General features: G+C 60.5%; 25 protein-coding genes. 16 read left to right on the top strand and 9 right to left on the bottom strand.

What is annotated here, in order from left to right:
- Positions 1 to 39 precede the first annotated feature (39 nt).
- From PSAKL28_RS26255 to PSAKL28_RS26210, 10 genes are all read left to right on the top strand, one after another.
- Positions 40 to 1,293, top strand: a complete 1,254-nt coding sequence (locus PSAKL28_RS26255) for an OprD family porin (RefSeq protein ID WP_038616076.1) — start codon at positions 40 to 42, stop codon at positions 1,291 to 1,293.
- Positions 1,294 to 1,460: 167 nt separating this feature from the next.
- On the top strand, positions 1,461 to 2,417 hold the full coding sequence (locus PSAKL28_RS26250) for an AraC family transcriptional regulator (protein ID WP_038616074.1): 957 nt from the start codon (positions 1,461 to 1,463) through the stop codon (positions 2,415 to 2,417).
- 106 nt (positions 2,418 to 2,523) lie between these two features.
- Positions 2,524 to 3,882, top strand: a complete 1,359-nt coding sequence (gene benA, locus PSAKL28_RS26245) for a benzoate 1,2-dioxygenase large subunit (protein ID WP_038616071.1) — start codon at positions 2,524 to 2,526, stop codon at positions 3,880 to 3,882.
- Positions 3,879 to 4,367: a benzoate 1,2-dioxygenase small subunit gene (gene benB / locus PSAKL28_RS26240; protein ID WP_038616069.1), complete on the top strand. Its 489-nt coding sequence runs from the start codon at positions 3,879 to 3,881 to the stop codon at positions 4,365 to 4,367. The genes benA and benB overlap by 4 nt, the downstream gene beginning before the upstream one ends.
- Positions 4,368 to 4,392: 25 nt before the next feature.
- Positions 4,393 to 5,403: a benzoate 1,2-dioxygenase electron transfer component BenC gene (gene benC, locus PSAKL28_RS26235; RefSeq protein ID WP_038616066.1), complete on the top strand. Its 1,011-nt coding sequence runs from the start codon at positions 4,393 to 4,395 to the stop codon at positions 5,401 to 5,403.
- Positions 5,404 to 5,469: 66 nt separating this feature from the next.
- Positions 5,470 to 6,231, top strand: coding sequence for a 1,6-dihydroxycyclohexa-2,4-diene-1-carboxylate dehydrogenase (locus PSAKL28_RS26230; protein ID WP_038616063.1), 762 nt, complete (start codon positions 5,470 to 5,472; stop codon positions 6,229 to 6,231).
- Positions 6,232 to 6,249: 18 nt separating this feature from the next.
- The gene (locus PSAKL28_RS26225; protein WP_038616061.1) at positions 6,250 to 7,371 is read left to right on the top strand and encodes a muconate cycloisomerase family protein; all 1,122 of its coding nucleotides are present in this window, start codon (positions 6,250 to 6,252) and stop codon (positions 7,369 to 7,371) included.
- A gap of 11 nt (positions 7,372 to 7,382) precedes the next feature.
- On the top strand, positions 7,383 to 7,673 hold the full coding sequence (catC, locus tag PSAKL28_RS26220) for a muconolactone Delta-isomerase (RefSeq protein ID WP_038616059.1): 291 nt from the start codon (positions 7,383 to 7,385) through the stop codon (positions 7,671 to 7,673).
- Positions 7,674 to 7,711: 38 nt separating this feature from the next.
- On the top strand, positions 7,712 to 8,644 hold the full coding sequence (gene catA / locus PSAKL28_RS26215; protein WP_038616056.1) for a catechol 1,2-dioxygenase: 933 nt from the start codon (positions 7,712 to 7,714) through the stop codon (positions 8,642 to 8,644).
- A gap of 108 nt (positions 8,645 to 8,752) precedes the next feature.
- Positions 8,753 to 9,958 carry a benzoate/H(+) symporter BenE family transporter gene (locus PSAKL28_RS26210; RefSeq protein WP_038616053.1) on the top strand — a complete coding sequence of 402 codons (1,206 nt, stop codon included), beginning with the start codon at positions 8,753 to 8,755 and terminating at the stop codon, positions 9,956 to 9,958.
- Between the two features lie 2 nt (positions 9,959 to 9,960).
- Here PSAKL28_RS26210 and lpdA read toward each other — a convergent pair whose 3' ends face one another.
- Positions 9,961 to 11,361: a dihydrolipoyl dehydrogenase gene (lpdA, locus tag PSAKL28_RS26205; RefSeq protein WP_038616051.1), complete on the bottom strand. Its 1,401-nt coding sequence runs from the start codon at positions 11,359 to 11,361 to the stop codon at positions 9,961 to 9,963.
- A gap of 209 nt (positions 11,362 to 11,570) precedes the next feature.
- On the opposite strand from lpdA, the gene cfaB reads away from it, so the two are divergent.
- Positions 11,571 to 12,755, top strand: coding sequence for a C17 cyclopropane fatty acid synthase CfaB (gene cfaB / locus PSAKL28_RS26200; protein ID WP_038616049.1), 1,185 nt, complete (start codon positions 11,571 to 11,573; stop codon positions 12,753 to 12,755).
- 5 nt (positions 12,756 to 12,760) lie between these two features.
- On the opposite strand, the gene cls is transcribed toward cfaB, so the two are convergent.
- On the bottom strand, positions 12,761 to 14,200 hold the full coding sequence (gene cls, locus PSAKL28_RS26195; protein WP_038616047.1) for a cardiolipin synthase: 1,440 nt from the start codon (positions 14,198 to 14,200) through the stop codon (positions 12,761 to 12,763).
- A 127-nt stretch (positions 14,201 to 14,327) separates the two neighbouring features.
- Between cls and PSAKL28_RS26190 the strand changes: the two genes are divergently transcribed.
- Complete coding sequence (locus PSAKL28_RS26190; RefSeq protein ID WP_038616044.1) at positions 14,328 to 14,855, top strand: DUF3617 domain-containing protein; 528 nt, start codon at positions 14,328 to 14,330, stop codon at positions 14,853 to 14,855.
- A 16-nt stretch (positions 14,856 to 14,871) separates the two neighbouring features.
- On the opposite strand, the gene folE2 is transcribed toward PSAKL28_RS26190, so the two are convergent.
- Both folE2 and PSAKL28_RS26180 read right to left on the bottom strand, forming a co-directional pair.
- Positions 14,872 to 15,759 carry a GTP cyclohydrolase FolE2 gene (folE2, locus tag PSAKL28_RS26185; RefSeq protein ID WP_038616042.1) on the bottom strand — a complete coding sequence of 296 codons (888 nt, stop codon included), beginning with the start codon at positions 15,757 to 15,759 and terminating at the stop codon, positions 14,872 to 14,874.
- A gap of 31 nt (positions 15,760 to 15,790) precedes the next feature.
- Complete coding sequence (locus tag PSAKL28_RS26180) at positions 15,791 to 16,177, bottom strand: hypothetical protein (protein ID WP_038616041.1); 387 nt, start codon at positions 16,175 to 16,177, stop codon at positions 15,791 to 15,793.
- A 125-nt stretch (positions 16,178 to 16,302) separates the two neighbouring features.
- Between PSAKL28_RS26180 and zigA the strand changes: the two genes are divergently transcribed.
- A complete protein-coding gene (gene zigA / locus PSAKL28_RS26175; RefSeq protein WP_038616040.1) occupies positions 16,303 to 17,511 on the top strand; it encodes a zinc metallochaperone GTPase ZigA in 1,209 nt (402 codons plus the stop codon).
- Positions 17,512 to 17,566: 55 nt separating this feature from the next.
- The gene (locus PSAKL28_RS26170) at positions 17,567 to 18,538 is read left to right on the top strand and encodes a CobW family GTP-binding protein (RefSeq protein WP_038616039.1); all 972 of its coding nucleotides are present in this window, start codon (positions 17,567 to 17,569) and stop codon (positions 18,536 to 18,538) included.
- On the opposite strand, the gene PSAKL28_RS26165 is transcribed toward PSAKL28_RS26170, so the two are convergent.
- Complete coding sequence (locus tag PSAKL28_RS26165; RefSeq protein ID WP_038616037.1) at positions 18,535 to 18,927, bottom strand: DUF3301 domain-containing protein; 393 nt, start codon at positions 18,925 to 18,927, stop codon at positions 18,535 to 18,537. The two genes, PSAKL28_RS26170 and PSAKL28_RS26165, sit on opposite strands and share 4 nt — an antisense overlap.
- Positions 18,928 to 19,045: 118 nt before the next feature.
- Between PSAKL28_RS26165 and pdxY the strand changes: the two genes are divergently transcribed.
- Positions 19,046 to 19,918 carry a pyridoxal kinase PdxY gene (gene pdxY / locus PSAKL28_RS26160; RefSeq protein WP_038616036.1) on the top strand — a complete coding sequence of 291 codons (873 nt, stop codon included), beginning with the start codon at positions 19,046 to 19,048 and terminating at the stop codon, positions 19,916 to 19,918.
- Here the strand turns inward: pdxY and PSAKL28_RS26155 are convergent.
- Complete coding sequence (locus PSAKL28_RS26155) at positions 19,915 to 20,400, bottom strand: acyl-CoA thioesterase (protein WP_038616034.1); 486 nt, start codon at positions 20,398 to 20,400, stop codon at positions 19,915 to 19,917. The two genes, pdxY and PSAKL28_RS26155, sit on opposite strands and share 4 nt — an antisense overlap.
- Before the next feature lie 322 nt (positions 20,401 to 20,722).
- Between PSAKL28_RS26155 and PSAKL28_RS26150 the strand changes: the two genes are divergently transcribed.
- A complete protein-coding gene (locus tag PSAKL28_RS26150) occupies positions 20,723 to 22,483 on the top strand; it encodes a cation:proton antiporter (protein ID WP_038616031.1) in 1,761 nt (586 codons plus the stop codon).
- Between the two features lie 145 nt (positions 22,484 to 22,628).
- On the opposite strand, the gene PSAKL28_RS26145 is transcribed toward PSAKL28_RS26150, so the two are convergent.
- From PSAKL28_RS26145 to uvrD, 3 genes are all read right to left on the bottom strand, one after another.
- A complete protein-coding gene (locus tag PSAKL28_RS26145; RefSeq protein WP_038616029.1) occupies positions 22,629 to 23,036 on the bottom strand; it encodes an SMI1/KNR4 family protein in 408 nt (135 codons plus the stop codon).
- A 112-nt stretch (positions 23,037 to 23,148) separates the two neighbouring features.
- Positions 23,149 to 24,003, bottom strand: coding sequence for a Tim44 domain-containing protein (locus tag PSAKL28_RS26140; RefSeq protein WP_038616027.1), 855 nt, complete (start codon positions 24,001 to 24,003; stop codon positions 23,149 to 23,151).
- Positions 24,004 to 24,180: 177 nt separating this feature from the next.
- Positions 24,181 to 26,364, bottom strand: a complete 2,184-nt coding sequence (gene uvrD, locus PSAKL28_RS26135) for a DNA helicase II (RefSeq protein ID WP_038616025.1) — start codon at positions 26,362 to 26,364, stop codon at positions 24,181 to 24,183.
- Positions 26,365 to 26,578: the final 214 nt, after the last annotated feature.

The following is a 26,578-nucleotide window of genomic DNA, read 5'->3' as shown; positions in this document are numbered from 1 at the left end:
TCTCAAGTTCAAAAACAACAATAAAAAGAGCACGTCATCATGAACAACCTCCGTCCAATCGGGTTGCTGTCTTTGTTCGCCCTGAGTTTCACCACCCAGGCCGCCGAACCTGACTTTTTCAAGGACGCCACGGCCACCCTGCAAGCGCGCAACTACTACTTCAGCCGTGATTTTTCCGGCATCGTTGGCGCCAATAAGCAGTCCAAGGCCGAGGAGTGGGGGCAGGGCTTCATCCTCAACTTCAAATCAGGCTACACCCCGGGACCAATTGGCGTTGGCGTCGATGCCATCGGCCTGCTCGGTCTCAAGCTCGACAGCAGCCCGGACCGCACCGGCACCGGCCTGCTGCCGGTTCAGGATGACGGCCGCGCGGCTGATGAATACAGCCGCGCCGGAGCGACCTTGAAGTTGCGTTATTCAAAGACCGAACTGAAAGTCGGTGAACTGCAAACCAACTTGCCGATCCTTCAGTACAACGACTCGCGTTTGCTGCCGCCGACCTATCAGGGCGCCAGCATCAGCTCGGCGGAAATCAGCGGCCTGACCCTGCAGGCGGGGCACCTGAGCTCTACCAGCCTGCGCAACGAGGCAGGCGATGAAAAACTGATCGCCATGCTCGGCCACCTGCCGCAGCGCCAGGCCGACAGCGATGCCTTCAACTTTGCCGGTGGCGACTACAGCTTCAACGCCAACCGCAGCACTTTCAGCCTCTGGTATGGCCGTCTGGAGGACATCTATCAACAGGGCTTTGTCGGCCTCAAACACAGCCAGCCGGTGGGTGATTGGGTGCTGGGTGCCAACCTTGGCTACTTCAGCGCCAAGGAGCAGGGCGAAAGCCGCATTGGCGATATCGACAACCAGGCGTTCTACTCACTGTTGTCGGCCAAGCGCGGCGGGCATACGTTCAGCGTCGGCTACCAGGGTATTTATGGTGAAGATGCCTTTCCCCGTGTATTTCCGAATATTTCGCCGCTGGGCAACGAAGTACCGACCTATGAGTTCTCTTTTGCCGATGAGCGCTCCTGGCAGGTGCGTTATGACTACGACTTTGTGGCCATGGGGGTTCCGGGGCTGACGGCAACGGTGCGCTATCTGAAGGGTAACAATGTCGATACCGGGAAAGGCTTCGAGGGCAAGGAACATGAACGCGATCTGGATATTGGTTACGCGGTGCAGAGCGGGGTGCTGAAGGGGCTGGGGGTGCGGCTGCGCAATGCCATGGCGCGGTCCAACTACCGTTCGGATATTGATGAGAACCGGGTGATCCTGACATACACCTGGACGTTGTTGTAAGGCTGACGAACTATCGCGGGGCAAGCCCGCTCCCACCGGCTTGTGCTGATCCTGTGGAAGCGGGCTTGCCCCGCGATGCTTTTGGAAACACACCGTCCATCCACGGATTGGTCGAAAACCCGTGCTATCGCTTAGACTCGCAGGATAACTACAACGAGTGTCCTGGTATGGAGAGTCCCCTGCTCAGTGAGCGCAGCCGGGTTTTCGATCGTGCCGATCCTTATGCCGTGTCGACCTACGTCAATCAGCATGTGGGGGTGCATAACATCCGCCTGCCGCGTTACGGGCATCCGGAGGCGTGCCTCGATCATCGCAAGTTCGCCAGCCTTGATCTGTGCCGGATCAGCTACGGTGGCGAAGTGCGGGTGATGTCGCCGGCCCTGGAAAACGTCTTTCACCTGCAGATCCTGCTGCGTGGCCACTGCCTGTGGCGGCGCGGTCGTGCCGAGCGTTTGCTCGGGCCCGGCGAGTTGCTGTTGATCAACCCGGACGAGCCGGTCGACCTTGCCTATTCGGCCGACTGCGAAAAATTCATTCTCAAGCTGCCCAACCGCTTGCTGGAAAGTGTCTGCGATGAACAACGCTGGCAGCGTCCCGGCGAAGGCGTGCGCTTCCTCCAGAGCCATTACCAGCTGCTGGCGCTGGAAGGTTTCTCCGGCTTGCTGGCCATGGTCTGTCATGAAGCCGAAGCCAGCGAGCCGCTGTTGCGGGTGCAGGAGCACTACAGTCAGATCGTCGCCAGCAAGATGCTGACCTTGATGCCGACCAACGTCAGTCGCGAGGCACTGACCAGCCAGGCGGTGACCTTCGACCGGATTGCCGGCTACATCGAGGGCAACCTCAAGCTGGATATCTGCAGTGAACAACTGGCGCGTCAGGCCAGCATGAGCCTGCGTTCGTTGTATGCGCTGTTCGAGCGCAACGCCGGCACCACGCCAAAAATCTACATCCGCCAGAAGAAGCTCGAACGCATCCACGCCAGCCTTGCCGACCCCAACTGCCCGGTGCGCAGCATCACCGAACTGGCCATGGACTATGGCTTCGTGCACTTGGGCCGCTTCTCGGAAAACTACAAGTCGCTGTTCGGCGAACTCCCCTCCGATACCCTCAAGCGTCGTTCCTGACACTTTGCAGAAAACGGATAAAGGTCTGCACAAAGCGGATATTTGCCGTGCCCCTCGCTCCCTAACCTGACATGGCCTGACCACAATAACAACGGAGGCCCCGGCCATGTCCCTGGGATTCGATTACCTTAATTCCCTGCTTGAAGAAGATCAGGAGAAGGGCGTCTTTCGCTGCAAGCGCGAGATGTTCACCGACCCCCGTCTGTTCGATCTTGAGATGAAACACATTTTCGAAGGCAACTGGCTGTACCTTGCCCACGAAAGCCAGATTCCTGAAAAGAACGACTTCCTCACCACCACCATGGGGCGCCAGCCGATTTTCATCGCGCGCAACAAGGACGGGGTGCTCAATGCTTTCCTCAATGCCTGCAGCCACCGCGGTGCGATGCTCTGCCGGCACAAGAGCGGTAACCGCTCGTCTTACACCTGCCCGTTTCACGGCTGGACCTTCAACAACTCCGGCAAGCTGCTCAAGGTCAAGGATCCGGTCGATGCCGGCTACCCGGCGAGCTTCAACTGTGAAGGCTCCCATGACCTGACCAAGGTTGCCCGTTTCGAGTCCTATCGCGGTTTCCTGTTTGGCAGCCTGAACCCGGACGTGGTCCCGCTGGTCGAGCATCTGGGCGAGTCGGCGAAGATCATCGACATGATCGTCGATCAGTCGCCAGAAGGCCTGGAAGTGCTGCGCGGTTCGTCCTCCTACATCTACGAAGGCAACTGGAAGCTGACCGCCGAGAACGGTGCCGACGGCTACCACGTCAGTGCCGTGCACTGGAACTACGCCGCTACCCAGAACCAGCGCAAGCAGCGCGAGGCGGGCAGCGAAGTGAAAACCATGAGCGCTGGCGGCTGGGCCAAGAGCGGTGGTGGTTTCTACTCCTTCGACAAAGGTCACCTGCTGCTCTGGACCCGTTGGGCCAACCCTGAGGACCGTCCGCTGTTCGAGCGCCGTGACGAGCTGGCCGCCGACTTCGGCCAGGCCCGCGCCAACTGGATGATCGAGAACTCGCGCAACCTGTGCCTGTACCCGAACGTGTACCTGATGGACCAGTTCAGCTCGCAGATCCGTATTGCCCGGCCGATCGCCGTGGACAAGACCGAGATCACCATCTACTGCATCGCGCCCAAGGGCGAGAGCGCCGAGGCCCGGTCCCAGCGCATCCGTCAGTACGAGGACTTCTTCAACGTCAGTGGCATGGCCACTCCGGACGACCTCGAAGAATTCCGTTCGTGCCAGATGGGTTACCAGGGCGGGCGTGGCTGGAACGACATGTCCCGCGGGGCAACCCACTGGGTCGACGGCGCCGATGCCGCTGCCCAGGAAATCGACCTGCATCCGCAAATGAGCGGTGTGCGTACCGAAGACGAAGGCCTGTTCGTGCTGCAACACAAGTACTGGCAGGAAACCATGCTCAAGGCCCTCGCCGACGAGCAACAGCTGATCCCGGTGGAGGCCGTGCAATGAGCATTTCCTTCGAGCAAGTGCGCGATTTCCTCTACGAAGAAGCGCGTTATCTGGACGACAGCCAGTGGGACAACTGGCTGGAGTGCTACGCCGCCGACGCCACCTTCTGGATGCCGGCCTGGGACGACAACGACCAGCTCACCGAAGATCCGCAACGGGAAATCTCGCTGATCTGGTACGGCAACCGTGGCGGTCTGGAAGACCGGGTGTTCCGGATCAAGACCGAACGCTCCAGTGCGACCATGCCCGACACCCGGACCTCGCACAACATCAGCAACATCGAACTGCTGGAACAGAACGATGGCGTCTGCAAGGTGCGCTTCAACTGGCACACCCTGAGCTTTCGCTACAAGACAGTGGACAGTCACTTCGGCACCAGTTTCTACACCCTTGATGTGCGCGGCGAACGGCCGCTGATCAAGGCCAAGAAGGTAGTGCTCAAGAACGACTACGTGCGTCAGGTCATCGACGTTTACCACATCTGAATCCAGCTTTTCTGCGAGGTGTGCCATGCACAAGATCGCCTTGAATTTCGAAGACGGGGTTACCCGTTTCATTGACGCCACTGCTGACGAAACCGTGGCTGACGCCGCCTACCGCCAGGGCATCAACATCCCGCTGGACTGCCGTGATGGCGCCTGCGGTACCTGCAAGTGTTTTGCCGAAGCCGGTCGTTACGACCTGGGCCAGGAATACATCGAAGACGCCTTGAGCGAGGAAGAAGCCGCCCAGGGTTATGTACTGACCTGCCAGATGCGCGCTGAAAGCGATTGCGTGGTACGCATTCCAGCCTCATCGCAAGTGTGCAAGACCGAGCAGTCCAGCTACCAGGCCAGCATCAGCGCGGTGCGCCAGCTGTCCGATAGCACCATTGCCCTGTCGATCAAGGGCGATGCCTTGAGCCGCCTGGCCTTCCTGCCCGGGCAGTACGTCAACCTCGGCGTGCCTGGCAGCGAACAGACCCGTGCTTACTCCTTCAGCTCGCTGCAAAAGGATGGCGAGGTCAGCTTCCTGATCCGCAACGTGCCGGGCGGCCTGATGAGCAGCTTCCTCACAGGTCTGGCCAAGGCTGGCGACAGCATGACCCTGGCTGGCCCGTTGGGCAGTTTCTACCTGCGTGAAATCCGCCGGCCATTGCTGCTGCTGGCAGGTGGCACCGGGCTCGCACCGTTCACCGCGATGCTGGAAAAGATCGCCGAGGAGGGCAGTGAGCATCCGCTGCACCTGATCTACGGCGTGACCAACGACTTTGACCTGGTTGAGCTTGACCGCCTGCAGGCGCTGGCTGCACGCATCCCCAACTTCAGTTACAGCGCCTGCGTGGCCAACCCCGAGAGCCAGCACCCGCTCAAGGGTTACGTCACCCAGCACATCGAGCCGCGCCACCTCAACGAAGGCGATGTCGATGTGTACCTGTGTGGCCCGCCGCCGATGGTCGAAGCGGTCAGCCAGTACATCCGCGAACAGGGCATTACTCCGGCGAACTTCTACTACGAAAAATTCGCCGCCGCCGCTGCCTGAAGCCGTTTTTATGGGGCCGGGCGCATCGTGCGGGTACGGTCGGTCCCTTTTTTATTCGAGGTTGTCATGAACAACAGATTCGACAACAAGGTCGCGCTGGTTACCGGCGCGGCGCAGGGCATCGGCCGCCGGCTGTGCGAGCGTTTGCTCGAAGAAGGCGCGACCCTGGTGGCGGTGGATCGCTCGGAACTGGTCCACGAGCTGCAAGGCGAAGGCGTACTGACCCTGACCGCAGACCTGGAGCAGTACGGCGATTGCAACCGGGTGATGGCGGCAGCGGTGGAGCGCTTTGGCCGCCTCGACGTGCTGGTCAACAACGTTGGCGGCACCATCTGGGCCAAACCTTTCGAGCACTACGAAGCAGCACAGATCGAAGCGGAAGTGCGTCGCTCGTTGTTCCCCACCCTGTGGTGCTGCCATGCGGCGCTGCCCTACATGCTTGAGCAAGGCAGCGGCGCCATCGTCAACGTTTCCTCGATCGCCACGCGCAGCGTCAACCGCGTGCCCTATGGCGCCGCCAAAGGAGGGGTGAATGCACTGACCGCCTGCCTGGCCTTCGAAACCGCCGGCCGCGGCGTGCGGGTCAATGCCACGGCACCCGGTGGCACCGAAGCACCGCCACGTCGGGTGCCGCGCAACAGCGCCGAGCAGAGCAGCGACGAGAAGGTCTGGTACCAGCAGATCGTTGACCAGACCCTCGACAGCAGCCTGATGAAACGCTACGGCAACCTCGATGAGCAGGTTGGCGCGATTCTCTTTCTGGCCTCCGACGAGGCTTCCTACATCACCGGCACGGTGTTGCCGGTTGGCGGCGGCGACCTCGGCTGAGCGCCCCTGGAGATCTCGATGAGTCATCCTTTGATTGAACGCATCTCGACGCTGATCGTCGACCTGCCCACCATTCGCCCGCACAAGCTGGCGATGCACACCATGCAAAAGCAGACCCTGGTGATCATCCGCCTGCAGTGCTCGGATGGCATCGAAGGCCTCGGTGAGTCCACCACTATCGGTGGTCTGGCCTACGGCAACGAAAGCCCGGAAAGCATCAAGCAGAACATCGACAGCTACTTTGCTCCGCTGTTGATCGGCCAGGATGCCAGCAACATCAATGCGGCAATGCAGCGTCTGGACAAGGTCATCAAGGGCAACACCTTCGCCCGCTCCGGGATCGAAAGCGCCTTGCTCGATGCCCAGAGCAAGCGCCAGGGCCTGGCCGTCAGCGAACTGCTTGGCGGGCGAGTACGCGACAGCCTGGAAGTGGCCTGGACCCTGGCCAGTGGCGACACCGCGCGCGACATCGCCGAGGCCGAGCAGATGCTCGACCTGCGTCGTCACCGTATCTTCAAGCTGAAGATCGGTTCCAACGAAGTCAGCCACGACCTCAACCATGTGATCGCGATCAAACGCGCACTGGGCGACCGCGCCAGCGTGCGGGTCGACGTCAATCAGTACTGGGACGAGTCCCAGGCGATTCGCGCCTGCCAGGTGCTGGGCGACAACGGTATCGACCTGGTCGAGCAGCCGATCTCGCGCATCAACCGCGCCGGCCAGGTACGCCTGAACCAGCGCAGCCCGGCACCGATCATGGCCGATGAATCGATCGAAAGCGTCGAGGACGCCTTCAGCCTGGCAGCCGACGGCGCCGCCAGCATCTTCGCTTTGAAGATCGCCAAGAACGGTGGACCGCGTGCCGTGTTGCGTACCGCGCAGATCGCAGAGGCCGCCGGCATCGCTCTGTACGGCGGGACCATGCTCGAAGGTTCGATCGGCACCCTGGCCGCTGCCCATGCCTTTGTCACCCTGAACAAACTGACCTGGCACACCGAACTGTTCGGCCCGCTGCTGCTGACCGAAGAGATCGTCAACGAAGCGCCGGTGTATCGCGACTTCGCCCTGCATGTACCACGCACCCCGGGCCTGGGCCTGACCCTGGACGAAGAGCGCCTGGCGTTCTTCAGCCGCAAGTAAGGAGAGATGCCATGTTGTTCCACGTGAAAATGACCGTGAACCTGCCCCTGGACATGGACCCGGCCAAAGCCGCAACGCTCAAGGCCGACGAAAAGGAACTGGCCCAGCGGCTGCAACGCGAAGGCAGCTGGCGTCACCTGTGGCGCATTGCCGGGCACTACGCCAACTACAGCGTGTTCGACCTGCCCAGCGTCGAGGCGCTGCACGACACCCTGATGCAGCTGCCGCTGTTCCCCTACATGGACATCGAAATCGATGGCCTGTGCCGCCACCCGTCGTCGATCCACAGCGACGACCGTTGAACGCGTAACGCCGATAACAACAATTCGAGGTACATATCATGACCGTGAAGATTGCTCACACTGCCGATGTCCAGAAATTCTTCGAAGAAGTCAGTGGCCTGAACAACGACCTGGGTAGCCCGCGCATGAAGCTGGTGACCAACCGGATCGTCAACGACGTGGCCCGCATCATCGAAGACCTGCAAGTCACCCCCGATGAATTCTGGAAGGCGGTGGACTACCTCAACCGCCTGGGTTCGCGCCAGGAAGCCGGCCTGCTGGTGGCCGGGCTGGGCGTCGAACACTATCTGGACCTGCAACTGGATGCCCAGGATGCCGAAGCCGGCATCAGCGGCGGTACTCCGCGTACCATCGAAGGGCCGCTGTATGTAGCCGGCGCACCGATGGCCGAAGGCGAAGTACGCATGGACGACGGCCTGGATCCGGGCACGGTGATGTTCCTCCAGGGTCGTGTCCTGGACGAGCAGGGCCAGCCGGTGGCTGGCGCCGTGGTGGACCTGTGGCATGCCAACACTCAGGGTACCTATTCGTACTTCGACAGCACCCAGTCGGACTACAACCTGCGCCGACGCATCGTCACCGATGCCGAAGGCCGCTACCGCGCGCGCAGCATCGTGCCGTCGGGTTATGGCTGCCCTGCGGACGGACCGACCCAGGAGCTGCTCGACCAGCTGGGTCGCCATGGCAATCGTCCGGCGCATATCCACTTCTTCATTTCCGCACCGGGTTATCGTCACCTGACTACCCAGATCAACCTGGCCGGTGATCAGTACCTGTGGGACGACTTTGCCTATGCCACCCGTGACGGCCTGATCGGCGAGCTGCGCTTTGTCGAGGATGCGGCCGCCGCCGATGCCCGTGGTGTAGAAGGGCGTTTTGCCGAAATGGACTTCGACTTCCAGTTGCTCAATGCACCCAAGCCTGCGAGTGAAGCACGCAGCAAGCGGCCGCGGGCGTTGCAAGACGTCTGAGGACCGGGTTGAATCCATCGCGGGGCAAGCCCGCTCCCACAGGTAATAAGACTGTGGGAGCGGGCTTGCCCCGCGCTGCTTTTCAGAAGCCACTCACTGGACAATCCAATGAAAACAATACTCCAGGACTTCTCCCTCTCTGCCTTGGTTGCCGGCTTCATCGCCACCCTGATTTCCTACGCAGGCCCCTTGGTGATCATCTTCCAGGCCGCCCACAGCGCACAGCTGTCGGCGGCTGAACTGTCTTCGTGGGTCTGGGCCATTTCCATCGGCAGCGGTGTGCTCGGCGTGGTGCTCAGCCTGCGCTTCAAGGTGCCGTTGGTGATTGCCTGGTCGGCACCGGGCTCGGCCCTGCTGGTGGCGCTGTTGCCGGACATCGCTTTTGCCGAGGCGGTCGGTGCCTACATTGTCGCCAACCTGGTGATCCTGCTCGTCGGCCTGTCGGGCGCCTTTGACCGCATTGTCGGCAAGCTGCCGCCAGCCATCTCCGCGGCGATGCTGGCGGGTATCCTGTTCAGTTTCGGTACCGGCTTGTTCACTTCATTGAAATCGCAACCGCTGCTGGTGCTGGCGATGTTCGTCAGTTACCTGGTGTTCAAGCGCATCGCCCCGCGCTATGCGGTGTTGGCGGTGCTGGTATGCGGGGTAAGCATTGCCGTGTTCAGCGGCGAAATGAACAGCTCGGCGCTGGTGGTGGGCCTGGCCACGCCGGTGTGGACCACGCCGGCATTCAGCTGGAATGCCTTGCTGAGCATCAGTCTGCCGCTGGTGATGGTGGCGTTGACCGGGCAGTTCGTGCCGGGTATCGCCGTGTTGCGTAACGATGGCTATCAAACCCCGGCCAGCCCGATCATTGCCAGTAACGCGCTGACCAGTCTGATGCTGGCGCCGTTCGGTTGCCATGGCCTGAACCTGGCAGCAATTACGGCGGCCATCTGCACTGGCCGCGAAGCACATGACGATCCGCGCAAACGCTATTGGGCGGGTGTCTGTGGTGGCGTGCTGTATTTGCTGCTGGGGGTGTTCGGGGCGACGCTGGTGTCACTGTTCACTGCGTTTCCCGCGGCCTTGATCGCGGCGCTGGCCGGGCTGGCCTTGTTTGGTGCGATTGGTGGAGCGCTGGCCGGGGCGATGAGTGTGCCGAGTGACCGCGAGGCGGCGTTGATCACCTTCCTGGTGACGGCTTCGGGGATGTCATTCCTCGGTTTGTCGGCGGCTTTCTGGGGGCTGATCTTCGGCTTGTTCGCGCACCTGCTGCTGCACCTGCGGCGACCAGCGCCACAGGTGAGCAGGGCAGGGGTGCAGGCTGACTGAAGTCAGATCTGCATGGCCATGCCTTCGACGTTCATCGCCGCCTGGCGCAAGGCTTCGGAACGGGTCGGGTGCGGGTGGCAGGTGAGGGCGATGTCTTCGGCCGAAGCCGAGAACTCCATGGCCACGCAGAACTCGCCGATCATCTCGCTGACGCTCGGGCCAACCAGGTGCACACCGAGCACCTCGTCGGTGTTGGCGTCGGCCAGGACCTTGGCGAAGCCTTCGGTCTCGTGGTTGATCTTCGCCCGGCTGTTGGCGGTGAAGGGAAACTTGCCGACCTTGTAGGCACGTCCTTCGGCCTTGAGCTGCTCTTCGGTCTTGCCGACGCTGGCCAGTTCCGGACGGGTGTAGATCACCCCGGGGATGAGGTTGTAGTTGACCTCATGGGCCTTGCCGGCGATCCGCTCGATGCAGGCCACCGCTTCGTCTTCGGCCTTGTGCGCGAGCATCGGGCCGGAGGTGACGTCACCGATAACCCAGATTCCCGGCACCGCTGAGCGGTGGTGCTCATTGGCAAGCATGCCGCGCTTGTCGGTTTCCAGGCCAACGTTTTCCAGGCCCAGGCCCTTGGTATATGGACGACGACCGATAGCGACCAGTACATAGTCCGCTTGCAGGTTTTCACTGGCACCACCTGCGGCAGGCTCCAGGCTCAGGCTGACACCCTCCGCCGAGGCGGTGGCCTGAGTGACCTTGCTGCCCAGCTTGAAACTGATGCCTTGCTTGGCCAGCGCGCGTTGCAGGGTTTTGGCGGTCTCTTCGTCGGTGCCCGGACAGATGCGGTCAAGGTATTCGATCACGGTGACCTGACTCCCCAGGCGCCGCCATACCGAACCCAGCTCCAGGCCGATCACGCCAGCACCGATCACCACCAGGTGCTTGGGCACGCTGGGCAGCGACAGGGCGCCAGTTGAGTCGATGATGCGTTGGTTGTCGATGGTCACACCCGGTAGTGGGGTTGGCTCGGAGCCGGTGGCGATGATGATGTCCTTGGCCTGCAGCTCAGTGATGCTGCCGTCCTCGGCACTGACATTGACCCGGCCTGTGCCTGCGATCTGGCCCCAGCCCTTGATCCAGTCGACCTTGTTCTTGCGGAACAGGAACTCGATGCCCTTGGTCAGGCCGGTCACGCTTTCGTCTTTCTGCTTCATCATCTGGGCGAGGTTCAAGGTCGGTTTGACCTCGATACCCAGGTTGGCGAACTCGCTGCCCACCGCCGCTTCATACAGCTCCGAGGCATGCAGCAGTGCCTTGGACGGCATGCAACCGACATTCAGGCAGGTACCGCCCAGGGTCGAGCGGCCTTCCACACAGGCCACGCTCATGCCCAGCTGACCGGCGCGGATTGCGGCGTTGTAGCCGCCCGGGCCGCCGCCGATGATCACCACATCATAGGTTTTCATTGTTGTACTCCAGGATGAAGAATCGACAATGGCGCCAAGATTAGTCTGCCAGGCAAGTGATTGTATACAATCAATCGTGCGCTTCGATTTCCCAAAAAGGGTCTGGAATGGGGGCGACAGCTTCAGACTATGGTCGCGATAGGCTGAAACTTCCGACAGATGAACTACCCTTTGGCGGTGACGTCCGATGAAAAAGGGAGGCTCATTTCATGCTTGCGCAACTTCCGCCCGTTCTGCAAAGCCTGCGATTACCCCTGCGCCTGAAGCTGTGGGATGGCCATGAGTTCGATCTGGGTCCTAAGCCCCAGGTCACTATCGTGGTAAAGGATCCGCAGCTGATCAGCCAATTTACCCATCCGAGCCTGGAAGAACTGGGTGCGGCCTTCGTCGAAGGCAAGCTGGAACTGGAGGGCACCATCGGTGAGGTGATCCGGGTTTGCGATGAGCTCAGCGAAGCCTTGCTCAAGCATGAAGTCGATGACCAGCCAGTACGCAGCGAGCATGACAAGGAAACTGACGCGGCGGCGATTTCCTATCACTACGACCTGTCCAACGATTTCTACCAGCTGTGGCTGGACCGCGACATGGCCTATTCCTGCGCCTACTTCAAAACCGAGCAGGACACCCTTGAGCAGGCCCAGCAGAACAAGTTCGAGCACCTGTGCCGCAAGCTGCGCTTGCAGAAGGGGGACTACCTGCTCGATGTCGGCTGTGGTTGGGGTGGGTTGTCGCGTTTTGCCGCCCGGGAGTTTGGCGCCAAGGTGTTAGGTATCACCCTGAGCAAAGAGCAGCTCAAGCTCGGCCGCCAACGGGTCAAGGACGAAGGTCTGCAAAACCAGGTGAAGCTGCAGATTCTCGACTACCGCGACATTCCTCAGGATGGCCGCTTCGACAAGGTGGTCAGTGTCGGCATGTTCGAGCATGTCGGCCATGCCAACCTGGCGCTGTACTCTGAGCGTCTGTTCGGTGCCGTGCGCGAAGGTGGTCTGGTGATGAACCACGGCATCACCGCCAAGCATGTGGACGGGCGTCCGGTAGGGCGGGGTGCCGGGAGTTTCATCGGACGCTATGTGTTCCCTCACGGCGAGCTGCCGCACTTGTCGATGATCGCTGCCAGCATCAGCCATGCCGGTCTTGAGATTGTCGATGTCGAGAGCCTGCGCCTGCACTACGCGCGCACGCTCAAGCACTGGAGCGACCGCCTGGAAAGCCAGTTACAAGCAGCCTCGACGCTGGTGCCGGAAAGGGCCCTGCGGATCTGGCGCCTGTACCTGGCTGGCTGTTCCTACGCCTTCGCCAAGGGCTGGATCAACCTGCACCAGATCCTCGCGGTCAAACCTTATGCCGACGGCCATCATGACCTGCCGCTGACCCGCGAGGACCTCTATCGCTGAGGTGATTAGAGAATCGGTGAAATCAGCCGGGCGATACGCATGCCCAATAGTTGTAGGCGGTGGGTGTCCTGGCTGTCCTCGGCACTGATCTCCCTGGCCTGGTCGAAGTCATGGATGAGCATGGCTTCGACCTGATCGGCGAAGTCGCGGTCGACCGTCAGCAGCATCACTTCGAAGTTCAGGCGGAACGAACGGTTGTCGAGGTTGGCGCTGCCGATGGCGCTGATCTCGTTGTCGATCAGCACCACCTTCTGGTGCAGGAAACCCGGACCATAGCGGAACATCCTTACCCCGGCGCGCACCGCTTCGAAGGCATAGAGGCTGGATGCCGCATAGACGATGCGATGGTCCGCACGCGACGGCAAAAGGATACGTACATCCACTCCGCGAAATACGGCCAGGCGTAGTGCGGCGGCCACCGCCTCATCAGGAATGAAGTAGGGGCTGGTAATCCACAGCCGCTCCCTTGCCGAATGGATGGCTTCGACGAAGAACAGCGAGCAGGTTTCCTGAGGGTCGGCCGGACCACTGGCCAGTACCTGACAGAGCACGCCATCTTCGGGGTAGGTGTCCGGCAGGATCAGCGGCGGCAGTTTGCGTGCGGCCCAGAACCAGTCCTCGGCAAAAGATTCCTGCAGGCAGGCCAGCACCGGGCCGCTGACTTGCACATGGGTATCGCGCCAGGGTGAGAGCCTGGGCTTTTCGCCCAGGTACTCGTCGCCGACGTTGTGCCCGCCGAGAAAACCCTGCACGCCATCGACCACGACGATCTTGCGGTGGTTGCGGAAGTTGACCTGAAAGCGGTTGAACCAACCACGGCGCGTGGCGAAGGCGCGGATGTTCACACCACCGTCGCGCAGTTTTTGACTGTAGCTGGCGGGCAGGGCGTGGCTGCCGACCCGGTCGTACAGCACATAGATGTTTACCCCTTCGGCGGCTTTCTTCAGCAGCAGGGCTTGCAAGGCGCGCCCCAGCTTGTCGTCATGGATGATGAAGAACTGCACCAGCACCGTGTCACGTGCTTGCTCGATGGCGGCGAAGATCGCGTCGAAAGTTGCCTTGCCGTCGATCAGCAGGCGCACCTGGTTGTTCGCCAGATACGGCATCCGCCCCAACCTGGGCATGGCCCGAAGTGCGCCATAGGATTCGGAGTTGCGTGCTGCCAGCGCTTCATCGACCCATGGTCGCCAGTTGAGGTCGGCCATGGCCACATGCATTTCGCGGTTGGCCTGGCGTCGCGCCTGGATGTAGGCGTCGAAGGTACGACTGCCAAATACCAGGTAAGGGATCAAGGTGAAGTAGGGGATAAACAGCAGCGACAAGGCCCAGGCAATTGCACCCTGGGCAGTGCGCACGGTGAGCACCGCATGCATGGCGGCGATGGCACCAAGCAAGTGCAGGGCACCGATCAGGTAACCGAAGAAGTAGGGGCTGTGGTAATCCATATGCATCCTGCTGTCCAAAGGCACTGCCTCTAACAGAGCATGTTCCACACGCTACTTGCAACCGAAAGGGCAAATTGACGTCTAAGCTGTGTTCCAGCTTGGGGCTGGAGTTTCGAGGAGTCATTACATGAAAAGTCGTCTGCCAATGCTGGCATTGGTCCTGGGTGTATCGAGCCCGTTGGTGCATGCGCAGATGTTGCAACCGGGGTTGTGGGAGCTGACCACCAGCAACATGCAGGTCGATGGCAAGGCGCTGCCGGACATGGGCTTCATGCTCGGCCAGTTGAAGAACCTGCCGCCCGAGCAGCGGGCGATGATTGAAGGCGGCCTGGCCAAGCAGGGGATCAGTGTCGCCGGTCAGGGCGTGCGCTCGTGCCTGACGCCTGAGCAGGTCAAGACCAACGATATCCCGCTGCAAGACCCGAAGTCCGGTTGTGCCCAGAAGATTACCGAGCGCACGGGCAATGTCTGGAAGTTCACTTTCAGCTGCCCGAAAGCGCAGGGTAATGGGGTAGCAACATTCCAGAGTGATAAAGAGTTCACCACCACGGTGAACGGCACCTTCAATGCTTCGGGTGTCCAGCAACAAGGCAGCATGAACACGCGTGCCGTTTGGCTGGGCGACGACTGCGGTAGCGTCAAGCCGCGAACCTAAAACACCTTGAACCGCGTTACCAGTGCCACTGGCTGTGAGCAACCGCATCGTGGGCATGCAGACTCTCTGCATGTTCCACGCGCAGGCTGAAGCCGCTCAGCCAGGTCAGGTGTTGCAGGGCCAGGTGCAGACGGCGAGCGGCGTCTTCACAGAACATCAGGTTCTGACCGTTGGCCAAGGCAAAGGCTTGTTCGTCTGCGCGCTTCACCGCAGTTTGCACGGCGGTGCCGAGTGCCGTCTCCGCCTGATCGATCAGTGCCTTGATCGGCAGCTCGCTGACCCCTTGCTTCAAGCGTATCTGCAATTGCGCCACACTGCGTTGGCTGTGAGGCGTTGCCACCACACCCTGGGCGCTGCCCAACCAGTCAAGTACAGCCTCATGGCTGAGGCTACGGTTGCCGAAATCGGTGAGGAATTGCTGTTGAATCAATTGCCTGGCCAGGGCAGCAGAGCAAGGGCAGGTGGAGGAGTAATCCAGCTGCACTTTTAGTTCCACGTGGAACACTTCGTCTTTTAGCTGTGCAGAAAGGCTGACTGGATAGGCTTTCCACCCCGCCAACGGGCTGATCAATGCCGGACGTTTGAGCATGAGTTCGAAGTGCAAATTCAAGTAAGCGCCTGCGGATATTCCTGCGTGGCTTTCCAGAAAAGTATCCAGCACCTGGTGAATGAGCAGAGGTGTTAAAGGCTGCTGTTCGAACACCTCCAGTGCCAGATACAAGCGTGACATGTGGATACCGCGTGAGCTGCCATCGTCCAGGCTGACGCCCGCGTCGGCACTTGCTCGCAAGGTGCTGCCATCAAACAACACCGGCAAAGCAATGTTGCACATGCCAACCCAGTCCAGGGGCAAGGAGGTGTGAATGGCTTGCGCGGCAATATCAGGAAGCGTCAGGGCAGTCATGGGCAGCTCGTATTCTGTTTGGCGAGAGTGATTACTGGCAGCCGCTCAGGCGATTGCAGTGCAGGTTGAAGCGCTGACCGCTGGAGCTGGACACCCGATTGAAAGTGGTCCAGCCGACTTTGCGGCTGTAACCCACCCAGGTTTCACCGTCACTGGCCAGGCCGGTGTAGAACGTCAGCTGCCCGTAACGGCTGTTGGTTTGTGTCCATAGCCGCCGTCCCTGCACTTCATAACCACGCAGATAAGTCGTGCTGCCCTCGCTGCGCACGCTGTAGTAATTGCCTTGCGCATCACCACACGCCAGCAAGGTGGCGCTACGGGTGCACAGCGCCAAGCCTTTGCTCAGTGGAACAGCCACGGCTGCAACAGGCAGGCACAGCAGCAATAGGGCAGTGGCAGACAGGCACAACAGTTTCATTTTTGGCGTCCTTCGAGGGGCCTTCGGTCGAGTTCAGGCAAAGCAGCTTGGCGAGATTGTATTGTTATAATATAACATTGTGCAATGCATCGTTCGAATGCGCCTGCCCCGATGAGGATCTGATCATGCCCAACCGCCTTCCCGTCACCGTGCTTTCCGGCTTTCTGGGTGCCGGCAAAAGCACCCTGCTCAACCATGTCCTGCGCAACCGCGAGAACCTGCGGGTGGCAGTGATCGTCAACGACATGAGTGAAATCAACATCGATGCCAGCGAGGTGCAACGCAATGTCAGCCTCAACCGCGCTGAAGAAAAACTGGTGGAGATGAGCAACGGCTGCATCTGCTGCACCCTGCGTGAGGACTTGCTTGAAGAGGTTGGCCGGCTGGCGCGCGAGGGCCGCTTTGACTACCTGCTGATCGAGTCCACCGGCATCTCCGAACCGTTACCGGTTGCCGAGACATTTACCTTCCGTGATGAGCAAGGCCGCAGCCTGGCCGATCAGGCGCGGCTGGACACCATGGTCACGGTTGTCGACGGGTTGAACTTCCTGCGTGATTACCAGGCGGCAGAAAGCCTGGCCAGTCATGGCGAAACCCTGGGCGAGGACGACCAGCGTTCGATCAGCGACCTGCTGATCGAACAAGTGGAGTTTGCCGATGTGATCCTGCTCAGCAAGATCGACCTGATCAGCAGCCATGAGCGCAAAGAACTCTGCGCCATCCTGCGCAGCCTCAATGCCCATGCGCGGATCGTACCGATGCTCATGGGCCAGGTGCCTTTGACGTCGATCCTCAATACCGGCCTGTTCGATTTCGAGCGTGCCGCCGAGGCCCCGGGATGGCTGCAGGAACTGCGCGGAGAGCATGTGCCGGAAACCGAGGAGTACGGTATCGCCGCCAGCACCTGGCAAGCCCGTCGTCCGCTGCATCCACAGCGCTTCTTCGACTTTATCCACAACGCGTGGAGTAATGGCCGCTTGCTGCGCTCGAAAGGGTTCTTCTGGCTGGCCAGCAAGCATCAGGAGGCCGGCAGCTGGTCGCAGGCCGGGGGCATGATGCGTTACGGTTTTGCCGGACGCTGGTGGCGCTTTGTGCCGCGTCAGCACTGGCCGCAAGATGAACAGAGTACGGCAGCAATCCTCAACAACTGGACGGCCGAATGCGGTGATTGCCGTCAGGAACTGGTGTTCATCGGTCAGAACATTGACTTCACCCAGCTGAAGACCGATCTGGACGCTTGCCTGCTGAGCGACGCGGAAATGGCTGAAGGCGCCGAAAGCTGGTGCCAACTGGCAGATCCTTTCGGCCCTTGGCATGACGAAGAGGCGGCTTGACGCAATGGACTGATTTCAAGGCATAGTGATGAAAATCCAGGACCGCTAACGTCATATGCTGCAGAACATCCCTACCCACGTTATTGCCGGACCTTTGGGGGCCGGCAAAACCAGCCTTATCCGTCAGCTAATGGCCCAGCGACCGGTAAACGAGCGCTGGGCCATTCTGATCAACGAGTTCGGTCAGATCGGCCTGGATGCGGCGTTGCTGAGTACCGATGATCAGGGTATCGCCATGGGCGAGGTGGCGGGTGGCTGTCTGTGTTGCGTCAACGGTGCGCCTTTTCAGGTCGGACTGGGGCGTTTACTGCGCAAAGCTAAACCGCACCGGTTGTTTATCGAACCTTCGGGGTTGGGGCATCCACTGCAATTGCTGGAGCAACTTCGGCAGCCGCCATGGCGTGGGGTATTGGCTGTACAACCAGCGGTCATGGTGCTGGATGCCGAGCAACTTGCAGCGGGCAGTGCTTTACCTGAGGCGCAGCAGGACGCGTTGGCCGACGCAGGCCTGCTGGTGCTGAATAAATCCCAAGGGCTTGATGATGAAAAGCGCTTGTGGATAACTTCACAGCTGCCCCGTCAGCCGCTGTACTGGACCGAACAGGGGCGATTGCCGTTATCGGAGTTGCCCACCCAGGTGTTTGCACCGGGTGAAACCGCGTCTGTGGATAAGCTGGTTTTGCCCAATACAACCGGGCCTACGGCGGCCCTGTGGATAAATCCACAGGAGCCAATCTGCAGCATTCAGGACGCTGCCGAGGGCTGGAGTATCGGCTGGCGCTGGCATCCGCAGCAGAGGTTCGAACGTTCGCGTCTCGAACAGTTGCTGCGTGACTTCGACTGGCGCCGGGCCAAACTGGTTATCCACAGCCCGCAAGGTTGGCAGTCGATCAACGCGGTAGGCGGGCAGGGCGATCTGCACTGGCAACCCAGCGAATGGCGTCGTGACTCGCGCATCGAGCTGATTTTCACCAGCGCACAGGATCAAAAGCTGCTGCAGCAAGCCATGCAGGCTTGCCGGCTCTAGTTACGCCAGCGGTTATGGTCCTGGCGCCACTGATTCATTTCGATGACGTTGTCAGCATGCTGTGCCGGTTTGATTTCGAACGGGTAGGGCGCCAGTTCGATCTGCATGCTATGGGCGCCAAACTGGGTGACAGTGCCCGGGTGGCGCTGCTCACCGGTGACGGTGAACTCGAAGTTATACACACGGGCCAGGCGCTTGCGACCCTGGGCGTCGCGGACAAAACCGATGCGCTTGAGCGCCACGTTGCCATCGAGCAGTTCCAGATCGAGTTTTGCACAGTGCTGCTTGACCCGTTCCAGGGCCTTTTCACGCAATCCGTGGTTGTGCCACAGCCAGGCGCCAGCTGTAGCCAGCAGCATCAGCACGGAGAGATTACCCAGGGTCAGCATTTACATTTACTCCAACGAAGTACGCTCAGCTTAACTGCCTCCCCGCTCTGTCGTACAGGTGGCATTTGACGCCATACTGCGCGTCTTGTCTTTCAATTCACTGCTTCGGAAGTCTTGCATGAAACGTACGCCGCATCTGCTCGCCATCCAGTCCCATGTAGTTTTCGGCCATGCCGGTAATGGCGCGGCAGTGTTCCCGATGCAGCGGGTCGGTGTGAATGTCTGGGCACTCAATACCGTGCAGTTCTCCAATCACACTCAGTATGGCCAGTGGACGGGAGAAGTGCTTGCGCCTGCTCAAATTCCCGCACTGGTCGAGGGCATTGCCGCGATCGGCGAGTTGGGTAATTGCGATGCGGTGTTGTCCGGCTATATGGGCAGCGCCGAGCAGGGACGCGCGATCCTCAGTGGCGTAGCGCGGATCAAGGCGGCCAACCCCAAGGCCTTGTACCTGTGTGACCCGGTCATGGGGCATCCGGAAAAGGGCTGCATCGTACCGGCCGAAGTCAGCCGCTTTCTGCTTGAAGAAGCGTTGGCCGCCGCTGATGTGTTATGCCCGAATCAGCTGGAACTGGACAGTTTCTGTGATCGCCGGCCGGAGTCCCTGGAAGATTGTGTGACCATGGCTCGCAGCCTGCTGGAACGTGGGCCGAAAGCGGTACTGGTCAAGCACCTGGCTTATCCAGGCCGCGGGGCGGATGATTTCGAGATGCTGTTGGTCACTGCCGAAGGCAGCTGGCACCTACGCCGGCCGCTGCTGGCCTTCCCGCGTCAACCCGTGGGCGTGGGCGACCTGACGTCAGGGCTGTTCCTGGCGCGCCTGCTGCTGGGCGATAGCTGCCTGGCAGCGTTCGAATTCACCGCCGCCGCCGTCCATGAAGTACTGCTCGAAACCCAGGCCTGCGCCAGCTACGAACTCGAGCTGGTGCGGGCCCAGGACCGCATCGTGCATCCACGGGTGCGCTTCGAGGCTCGGCGCCTGAGCTGTTAAAGCGTGTCGCCCTTGAGCTCCTGGTAGCGTTTTTCCAGCTCCTGGCGAATCTGCCGGCGCTGCTTGCCTTGCAGGAAGCGGCGCTTTTCTTCGCTGCTTTCCGGCTGGCGCGGCGGTACCGCTACAGGCTTGCGGTCGTCATCGACGGCGACCATGGTGAAAAAACAGCTGTTGCTGTGGCGTACCGAACGCTCGCGAATGTTTTCGGTGACCACCTTGATGCCGACTTCCATCGAGGTGTTGCCGGTGTAGTTGACCGAGGCAAGAAAGGTCACCAGCTCGCCGACATGTACCGGCTCGCGAAAGACCACCTGGTCTACCGACAGGGTCACCACGTAACGCCCGGCATAGCGGCTGGCGCAGGCATAGGCGACTTCATCGAGGTATTTCAGCAGTGTGCCGCCATGAACGTTGCCAGAAAAGTTGGCCATGTCCGGGGTCATCAGGACGGTCATCGACAGCTGGGCGTTTCCAGGTTCCATAGTGTGCTCACGGTTAGGTTGCGCTGAGGCGGGGTGGCGACTGGTATTCACGCTTCTTTCCCCTATTACGATTCCCATCTAAAGACGGGACGCTGACAGCGGCCTTGCCGTCACGCTGTTTGTGCCATTTACGGCGTTGATTTGGTCGATCTGTTTCCACTTATTGCACCGGCTTTTCGCGAAAGGCGGCAGTGTTAACCTGAGGAGGCCCATGCAAGGTGGGTTTTCTACATTAAAAACACTATGTACCCGCAACTCAATCAGTCTATTCCTGGGATGAGTAGCGGTTTGTCCTTCGTCTCAAGGTAAGGAGTACCACGCCGTGCATGCCATCAGCTTTATCCAGGATTTGGCAGTGATCATGCTGGTTGCGGGTGTGGTCACCATCCTCTTTCACCGTTTCAAACAGCCGGTGGTGCTGGGTTACATCGTCGCCGGCTTTATCATCGGCCCGCACACCCCACCGTTTGGCCTGATCCACGACGAAGATACGATCAAGACCCTCGCCGAGCTCGGGGTAATCTTCCTGATGTTCTGCCTGGGCCTGGAGTTCAGCCTGCGAAAGCTGTTCAAGGTCGGCGCCACGGCGTTTATCGCGGCGTTCCTGGAGATCGTGCTGATGATCTGGATCGGCTTCGAGATCGGCCGCTGGTTCGGTTGGAGCACCATGGATTCGCTGTTCCTGGGAGCGATTCTGGCGATTTCCTCGACCACCATCATCGTCAAGGCGCTCAACGACCTGAAGATGAAGAACGAGCGCTTTGCCCAACTGATCTTCGGCGTACTGATCGTCGAGGATATTCTCGGTATCGGTATCATCGCCTTGCTTTCGGGGATCGCCGTCAGTGGCTCGGTCAGTTCCGGCGAAGTGTTTTCCACTGTCGGCAAGCTGTCGCTGTTCATGATTGTGGCGCTGGTCATCGGCATTCTGCTGGTGCCGCGGCTGCTGGCCTACGTCGCACGTTTCGAAAGCAACGAGATGCTGCTGATCACCGTGCTGGGCCTGTGTTTCGGCTTCTGCCTGCTGGTGGTCAAACTCGAGTACAGCATGGTGCTGGGGGCTTTCCTGATCGGTGCAATCATGGCCGAATCGCGACAGTTGCTGAAAATCGAGCGGCTGATCGAACCGGTTCGCGACCTGTTCAGTGCGATTTTCTTTGTCGCCATCGGCATGATGATCGACCCGCTGGTGCTGGTCGAATATGCCTGGCCGATCGTGGTCATCACCGTGGCCGTGGTGCTGGGCAAGATGCTGTCATGTGGCATGGGGGCATTTATCGCCGGCAATGACGGACGCACCTCGCTACGGGTAGGGATGGGGCTGTCTCAAATTGGCGAGTTCTCCTTCATCATCGCGGCGCTGGGCATGACCCTGCAGGTCACCAGCGACTTCCTTTATCCGGTCGCGGTAGCCGTATCGGCCATCACCACGCTGCTCACGCCTTATCTGATCCGTGGTGCCGACCCTTTGTCGCTGAAGCTTGCCAAGGTCGTCCCGCGCCGCCTGGCACGGGTGTTATCGCTGTACGGCGAGTGGCTGCGCAGTATCCAGCCCCACGGCGAGGGCGCGTTACTGGCTTCGATGATCCGGCGCATCCTGCTGCAGGTGGGGGTGAACCTGGCACTGGTGGTGGCGATCTTTTTCAGTGGCGGCTATTTCGCTGCGCGCATCGGTGAATACCTGGGGGCATGGATCAGCGACGTAGGTCAGCAGAAGGCACTGATCTGGGGTGCAGCATTACTGCTGTCGCTGCCGTTCCTGATTGCCGCCTATCGCAAGCTCAAGGCACTGTCGATGCTGTTGGCCGAGATGGGCGTCAAGCCGGAAATGGCCGGGCGCCATACCCAACGGGTGCGCCGGGTGATTGCCGAGGTCATTCCGCTGTTGTCGCTGCTGGTGATCTTTCTGCTGTTGTCGGCACTTTCGGCGAGCATTCTGCCGACCAGCGAATTGCTGGTGCTGATTGTGGTGGTGGCGGCGGGTGTGGCGGCGTTGCTCTGGCGCTGGCTCATCCGCGTGCACACGCGCATGCAGATCGCGTTGCTGGAGACGCTGGACAATCATCAGGAGAATCACCCCTAGGGTGACGGGGAAAGACGCTTCCTGCACGAGACGATTCGAATGTCCGAGGGGATGGAGCGGTAGCAAATCGCCACGCACAGGAAGGCATGGCGATTCTACGAACATTAATGGCTAAGGGCCATTAATTTATGAGGATATTTCTCATTCAGCTTTCCAGCCAGACATCCCGTGCCCAGTGCCAGACCGACTCCCAGCTTTCTTCGGTGACAATCTCTTCTTCGCCGGACCACAGCACGACAGTGCCGTCTTCTTCGACGCAGTAGTAATCGTCGCCATCCTGGCAAATCGGAATCAGGTCTCGCGGCACACCCGCATCCCAGGCGTTGGCCGCCACCTCCGGCAGGTAGGTGTGCGACTGCGGATCGGTGACAGTGACGGGCTCAAGGCTACCGTAGACCACGTCGCTGACCGTCAGCAGGAACTCCTTGAAGACGAATGGAATATTGATGAACAACTCTTCTTCGATTTCGACCAGCTGGTCTTCGTCCGGCAACTCAAGCGGCACCGGTACCGGTTCATTGGCTTCTCGGAGCTGTTCGATGACTTCTTCCACGGTTCTATCCTCTAACCTTTACGACACGCTGCGCGTTATACCCTAGTAGCCCGCTGCGCTAAAAGCAAAACCCCGGGACAAGCCCGGGGTTTTTTTGTGCAATGCCTCAAGATCAGCCGTTCTGGCGGATCCCGGCGACCAGCCAAGGCTGGTTTTCGCCCTGGGCGCGTTCCATGTTCCAGCTTTCGCTGAACACTTCACCCTGGTCGAAGCGCGAGGTTTTCGACACACCGCTGAAGGTCAGGGTGGCGATGGTCTTGTCGGCGCGATCATCGACACCTTCAAGCTGCACATCCAGGTTGTCGATGTAGGTGGACTGGAAGCCATCACCCAGCTCAGCACGCTCCTGCTTGAGGAACTGCAGCATTTGCGGGGTAACGAATTCGGCGATCTTGTCCATTTCGTTGGCGTCCCAGTGCTGCTGCAGCGTCTGGAAGTGGTTACGGGCAGCGGCCAGGAAGCTTTGCTCGTTGAACCAGGCCGGTGCGTTGATGACCGGACGGGCGGCAGCGGCTGGCGCAGCGGAACCACCGAAGATCGACGGCTGAGCCGTTGGCTGATGGGCTTCACGCTGGAATGGCGCGTGACCGGCGGCGGCCATTTGTGGCTGCTGCTTGCGGCGACGGGCGGCGATGAAGCGGAACACCAGGAAGGCGATCAGCGCCATGATCAGGATGTCGAAGATCTGCATGCCATCGAAGCCATCGCCCATGAACATCGAGGCCAGCAGGCCACCGGCGGCGATACCGGCCAGAGGGCCGAGCCATTTCGATGCGCCGCTGGCGGCTGCAGGTGCGCGACCTGGCGCGGTTGGCGAGGCACCCGGGGTGGTCGGGGCTGCCTGGCGGGTCTGGTGCATTGGCGCGGCGCCTGAGCTTTTACCGCCGCCCATGCGTTTGGCGTTGGCGTCGAGGCTCATCGTCAGGCCGATGCACAACGCCAGGGCGATGCTAAGAAAACGTTGCATAGAAGGGTATTCCCGTTTTGTGGATTGCACGCGCGTCATGGTGCACAGGTTGTAGGACACATGACCAGCGCCAAGATGTTTCCATCTTTTGCCTGCAGTCAGGGCCGCTGTTCTGTGGGAGCGGGCTTGCCCCGCGATTGCAATATCGCGGGGCAAGCCCGCTCCCACCATTCCTACCTACAGCGCTTCGAGCTTGGCGTAGCCGAGCATCAGCCACTTGCTGCCTTCGGCGAAGTTGACCTGCACCCGGGCCTGGGCACCGGAGCCTTCGAAATTGAGGATCACGCCCTCGCCGAACACAGCGTGTTGCACGCGCTGGCCAAGATTGAAGGCAGTTTGCGGAATGTTCGCGTTGGCGAACAGGCTGCTGGTGTTCTGCTTTTGACCTGAGCCGAAAGGGCGGCTGACGCTGTTGGACAAGCGTACTTCCTGAATCAGCCCCGCCGGTATCTCGCGTACGAAACGGGAAACCTTGTTGTAGGTTTCACTGCCATACAGGCGTCGGGTTTCAGCGTAGGTCATCACCAGCTGCTGCATCGCCCGGGTGATGCCGACGTAGGCCAGCCGGCGTTCTTCCGCCAGACGGCCAGGCTCTTCCAGGCTCATCTTGTGCGGGAACAGGCCTTCTTCCATGCCGACCAGAAACACATGCGGGAATTCCAGGCCTTTGGCGCTGTGCAGGGTCATCAGCTGGATGCTGTCTTCGTGTTCGTCGGCCTGGGCATCGCCAGCTTCCAGCGAAGCATGACCGAGGAACGCGGCCAGGGGCGAGAGTTCGGCATCTTCTTCGCTGGTTTCGAAGTTGCGCGCGGCGCTGACCAGTTCCTCAAGGTTTTCTACCCGTGCCTGACCCTTTTCACCTTTTTCTTCCTGGTGATAGATGATCAGCCCGGACTGCTCGATGACTGTCTGGGTCATCAGGTGCAGCGGCATCTCCATGACCTTGGCGGCAAGGTTTTCGATCAGCTCGATGAACGCGGCCAGGGCACTGGCCGCGCGGCCCTTGAGCGCCTTGTTGGCGATCAGCAGGTTCATCGATTCCCACATCGACACCTCGCTGTGCCGGGCGTGGTCGCGAATCGCTTCGACGGTTTTTTCGCCGATGCCCCGCGGCGGTACGTTGATCACCCGCTCCAGTGCCGCGTCGTTACCGCGACCTTCTAGCAGGCGCAGGTAAGCCATGGCGTTCTTGATCTCGGCGCGTTCGAAGAAGCGCTGACCACCGTAGATGCGGTAGGGGATGCGTTCACGCAACAAGGCTTCTTCAAGCACCCGCGACTGGGCGTTGGAGCGATACAGGATGGCAATGTCGCTACGGGCCAGGCCGGTCTTGAGCACGCTCTCGATGGTTTCGACCACGTAGCGCGCTTCATCGTGTTCGTTGAAGGCTGCGTACAGGCTCAAGGGCTCGCCATCGCCGCCGTCGGTCCACAGTTCCTTGCCCAGGCGATCGCTGTTGTTGGCGATCAGGGCGTTGGCGGCCTTGAGGATGCCGGCCGTGGAGCGGTAGTTCTGCTCCAGACGGATCATCTCGGCGTCGGGGAAGTCGGCGCTGTACTGGTGGATGTTCTCGATCTTGGCGCCGCGCCAGCCATAAATCGACTGGTCGTCGTCGCCAACCACCATCAGGCTGTCGCCACCTTTGCACAGCAGACGCAACCAGGCGTACTGCACGGCGTTGGTATCCTGGAATTCGTCCACCAGCACATGGCGGAAGCGCCGCTGGTAATGTTCGAGCAGGCCCGGGTGGTCGCGCCACAGGTCCAGGGCGCGCAACAGCAGCTCGGAGAAGTCGATGACCCCGGCGCGCTGGCAAGCGGACTCGTAGGCTTCATAGATGCTGCGCATGGTGCCCAGGTACAGGTCGCCACTGGCCTGGATGTGTTGCGGGCGCAAGCCTTCGTCTTTCTGCCCGTTGATGAACCATTGGGCCTGGCGCGCTGGCCAGCGCTGCTCATCGAGGCCCAGCTCGCGGATCACGCGCTTGACCAGGCGTTGCTGGTCATCGCTGTCGAGGATCTGGAAGTTCTGGTTCAGCCCGGCTTCCTGCCAGTGTGCCCGCAACAAGCGATGGGCCAGGCCGTGGAAGGTGCCTACCCACATACCGGCCGGGTTGATACCCATCAACTGCTCGATACGCTGGCGCATCTCGGCAGCGGCCTTGTTGGTGAAGGTCACCGACAGGATCGAGTGCGGCGAGGCCTGCTCGACCTGGATCAACCAGGCGATGCGGTGCACCAGCACACGGGTCTTGCCGGAGCCGGCACCGGCCAGGACCAACTGACGACCAACGGGGGCCGCTACGGCCTGGCGTTGGGCGTCGTTGAGGGAGTTCAACAGGAGAGAGAGATCATCGCGCATCCGACCATTTTAGGGGCGCGGGCAACCCTTGGGCAAATATACAGTAGAAAAACTTCGTCCTCCCGACTGGCCGGTCATCGGGCTCCAGCCCAAGGCCTGCGCGCTTGAGCGCTTTTCGTCGGAAAACCGCAGAGCAGAATAATGATCCAGAGCAGTTTGGCGCAGGCGTTTGCTTGTGTATGCTCCGTGCACGTTTAGGGCTAACCATTACAAG

This window comes from Pseudomonas alkylphenolica, from assembly GCF_000746525.1.
In the GTDB taxonomy this organism is placed as follows: domain Bacteria; phylum Pseudomonadota; class Gammaproteobacteria; order Pseudomonadales; family Pseudomonadaceae; genus Aquipseudomonas; species Aquipseudomonas alkylphenolica.
Note: the sequence above shows the minus strand (reverse complement) of the source record. Positions and strands in the feature narration are given on the sequence as shown.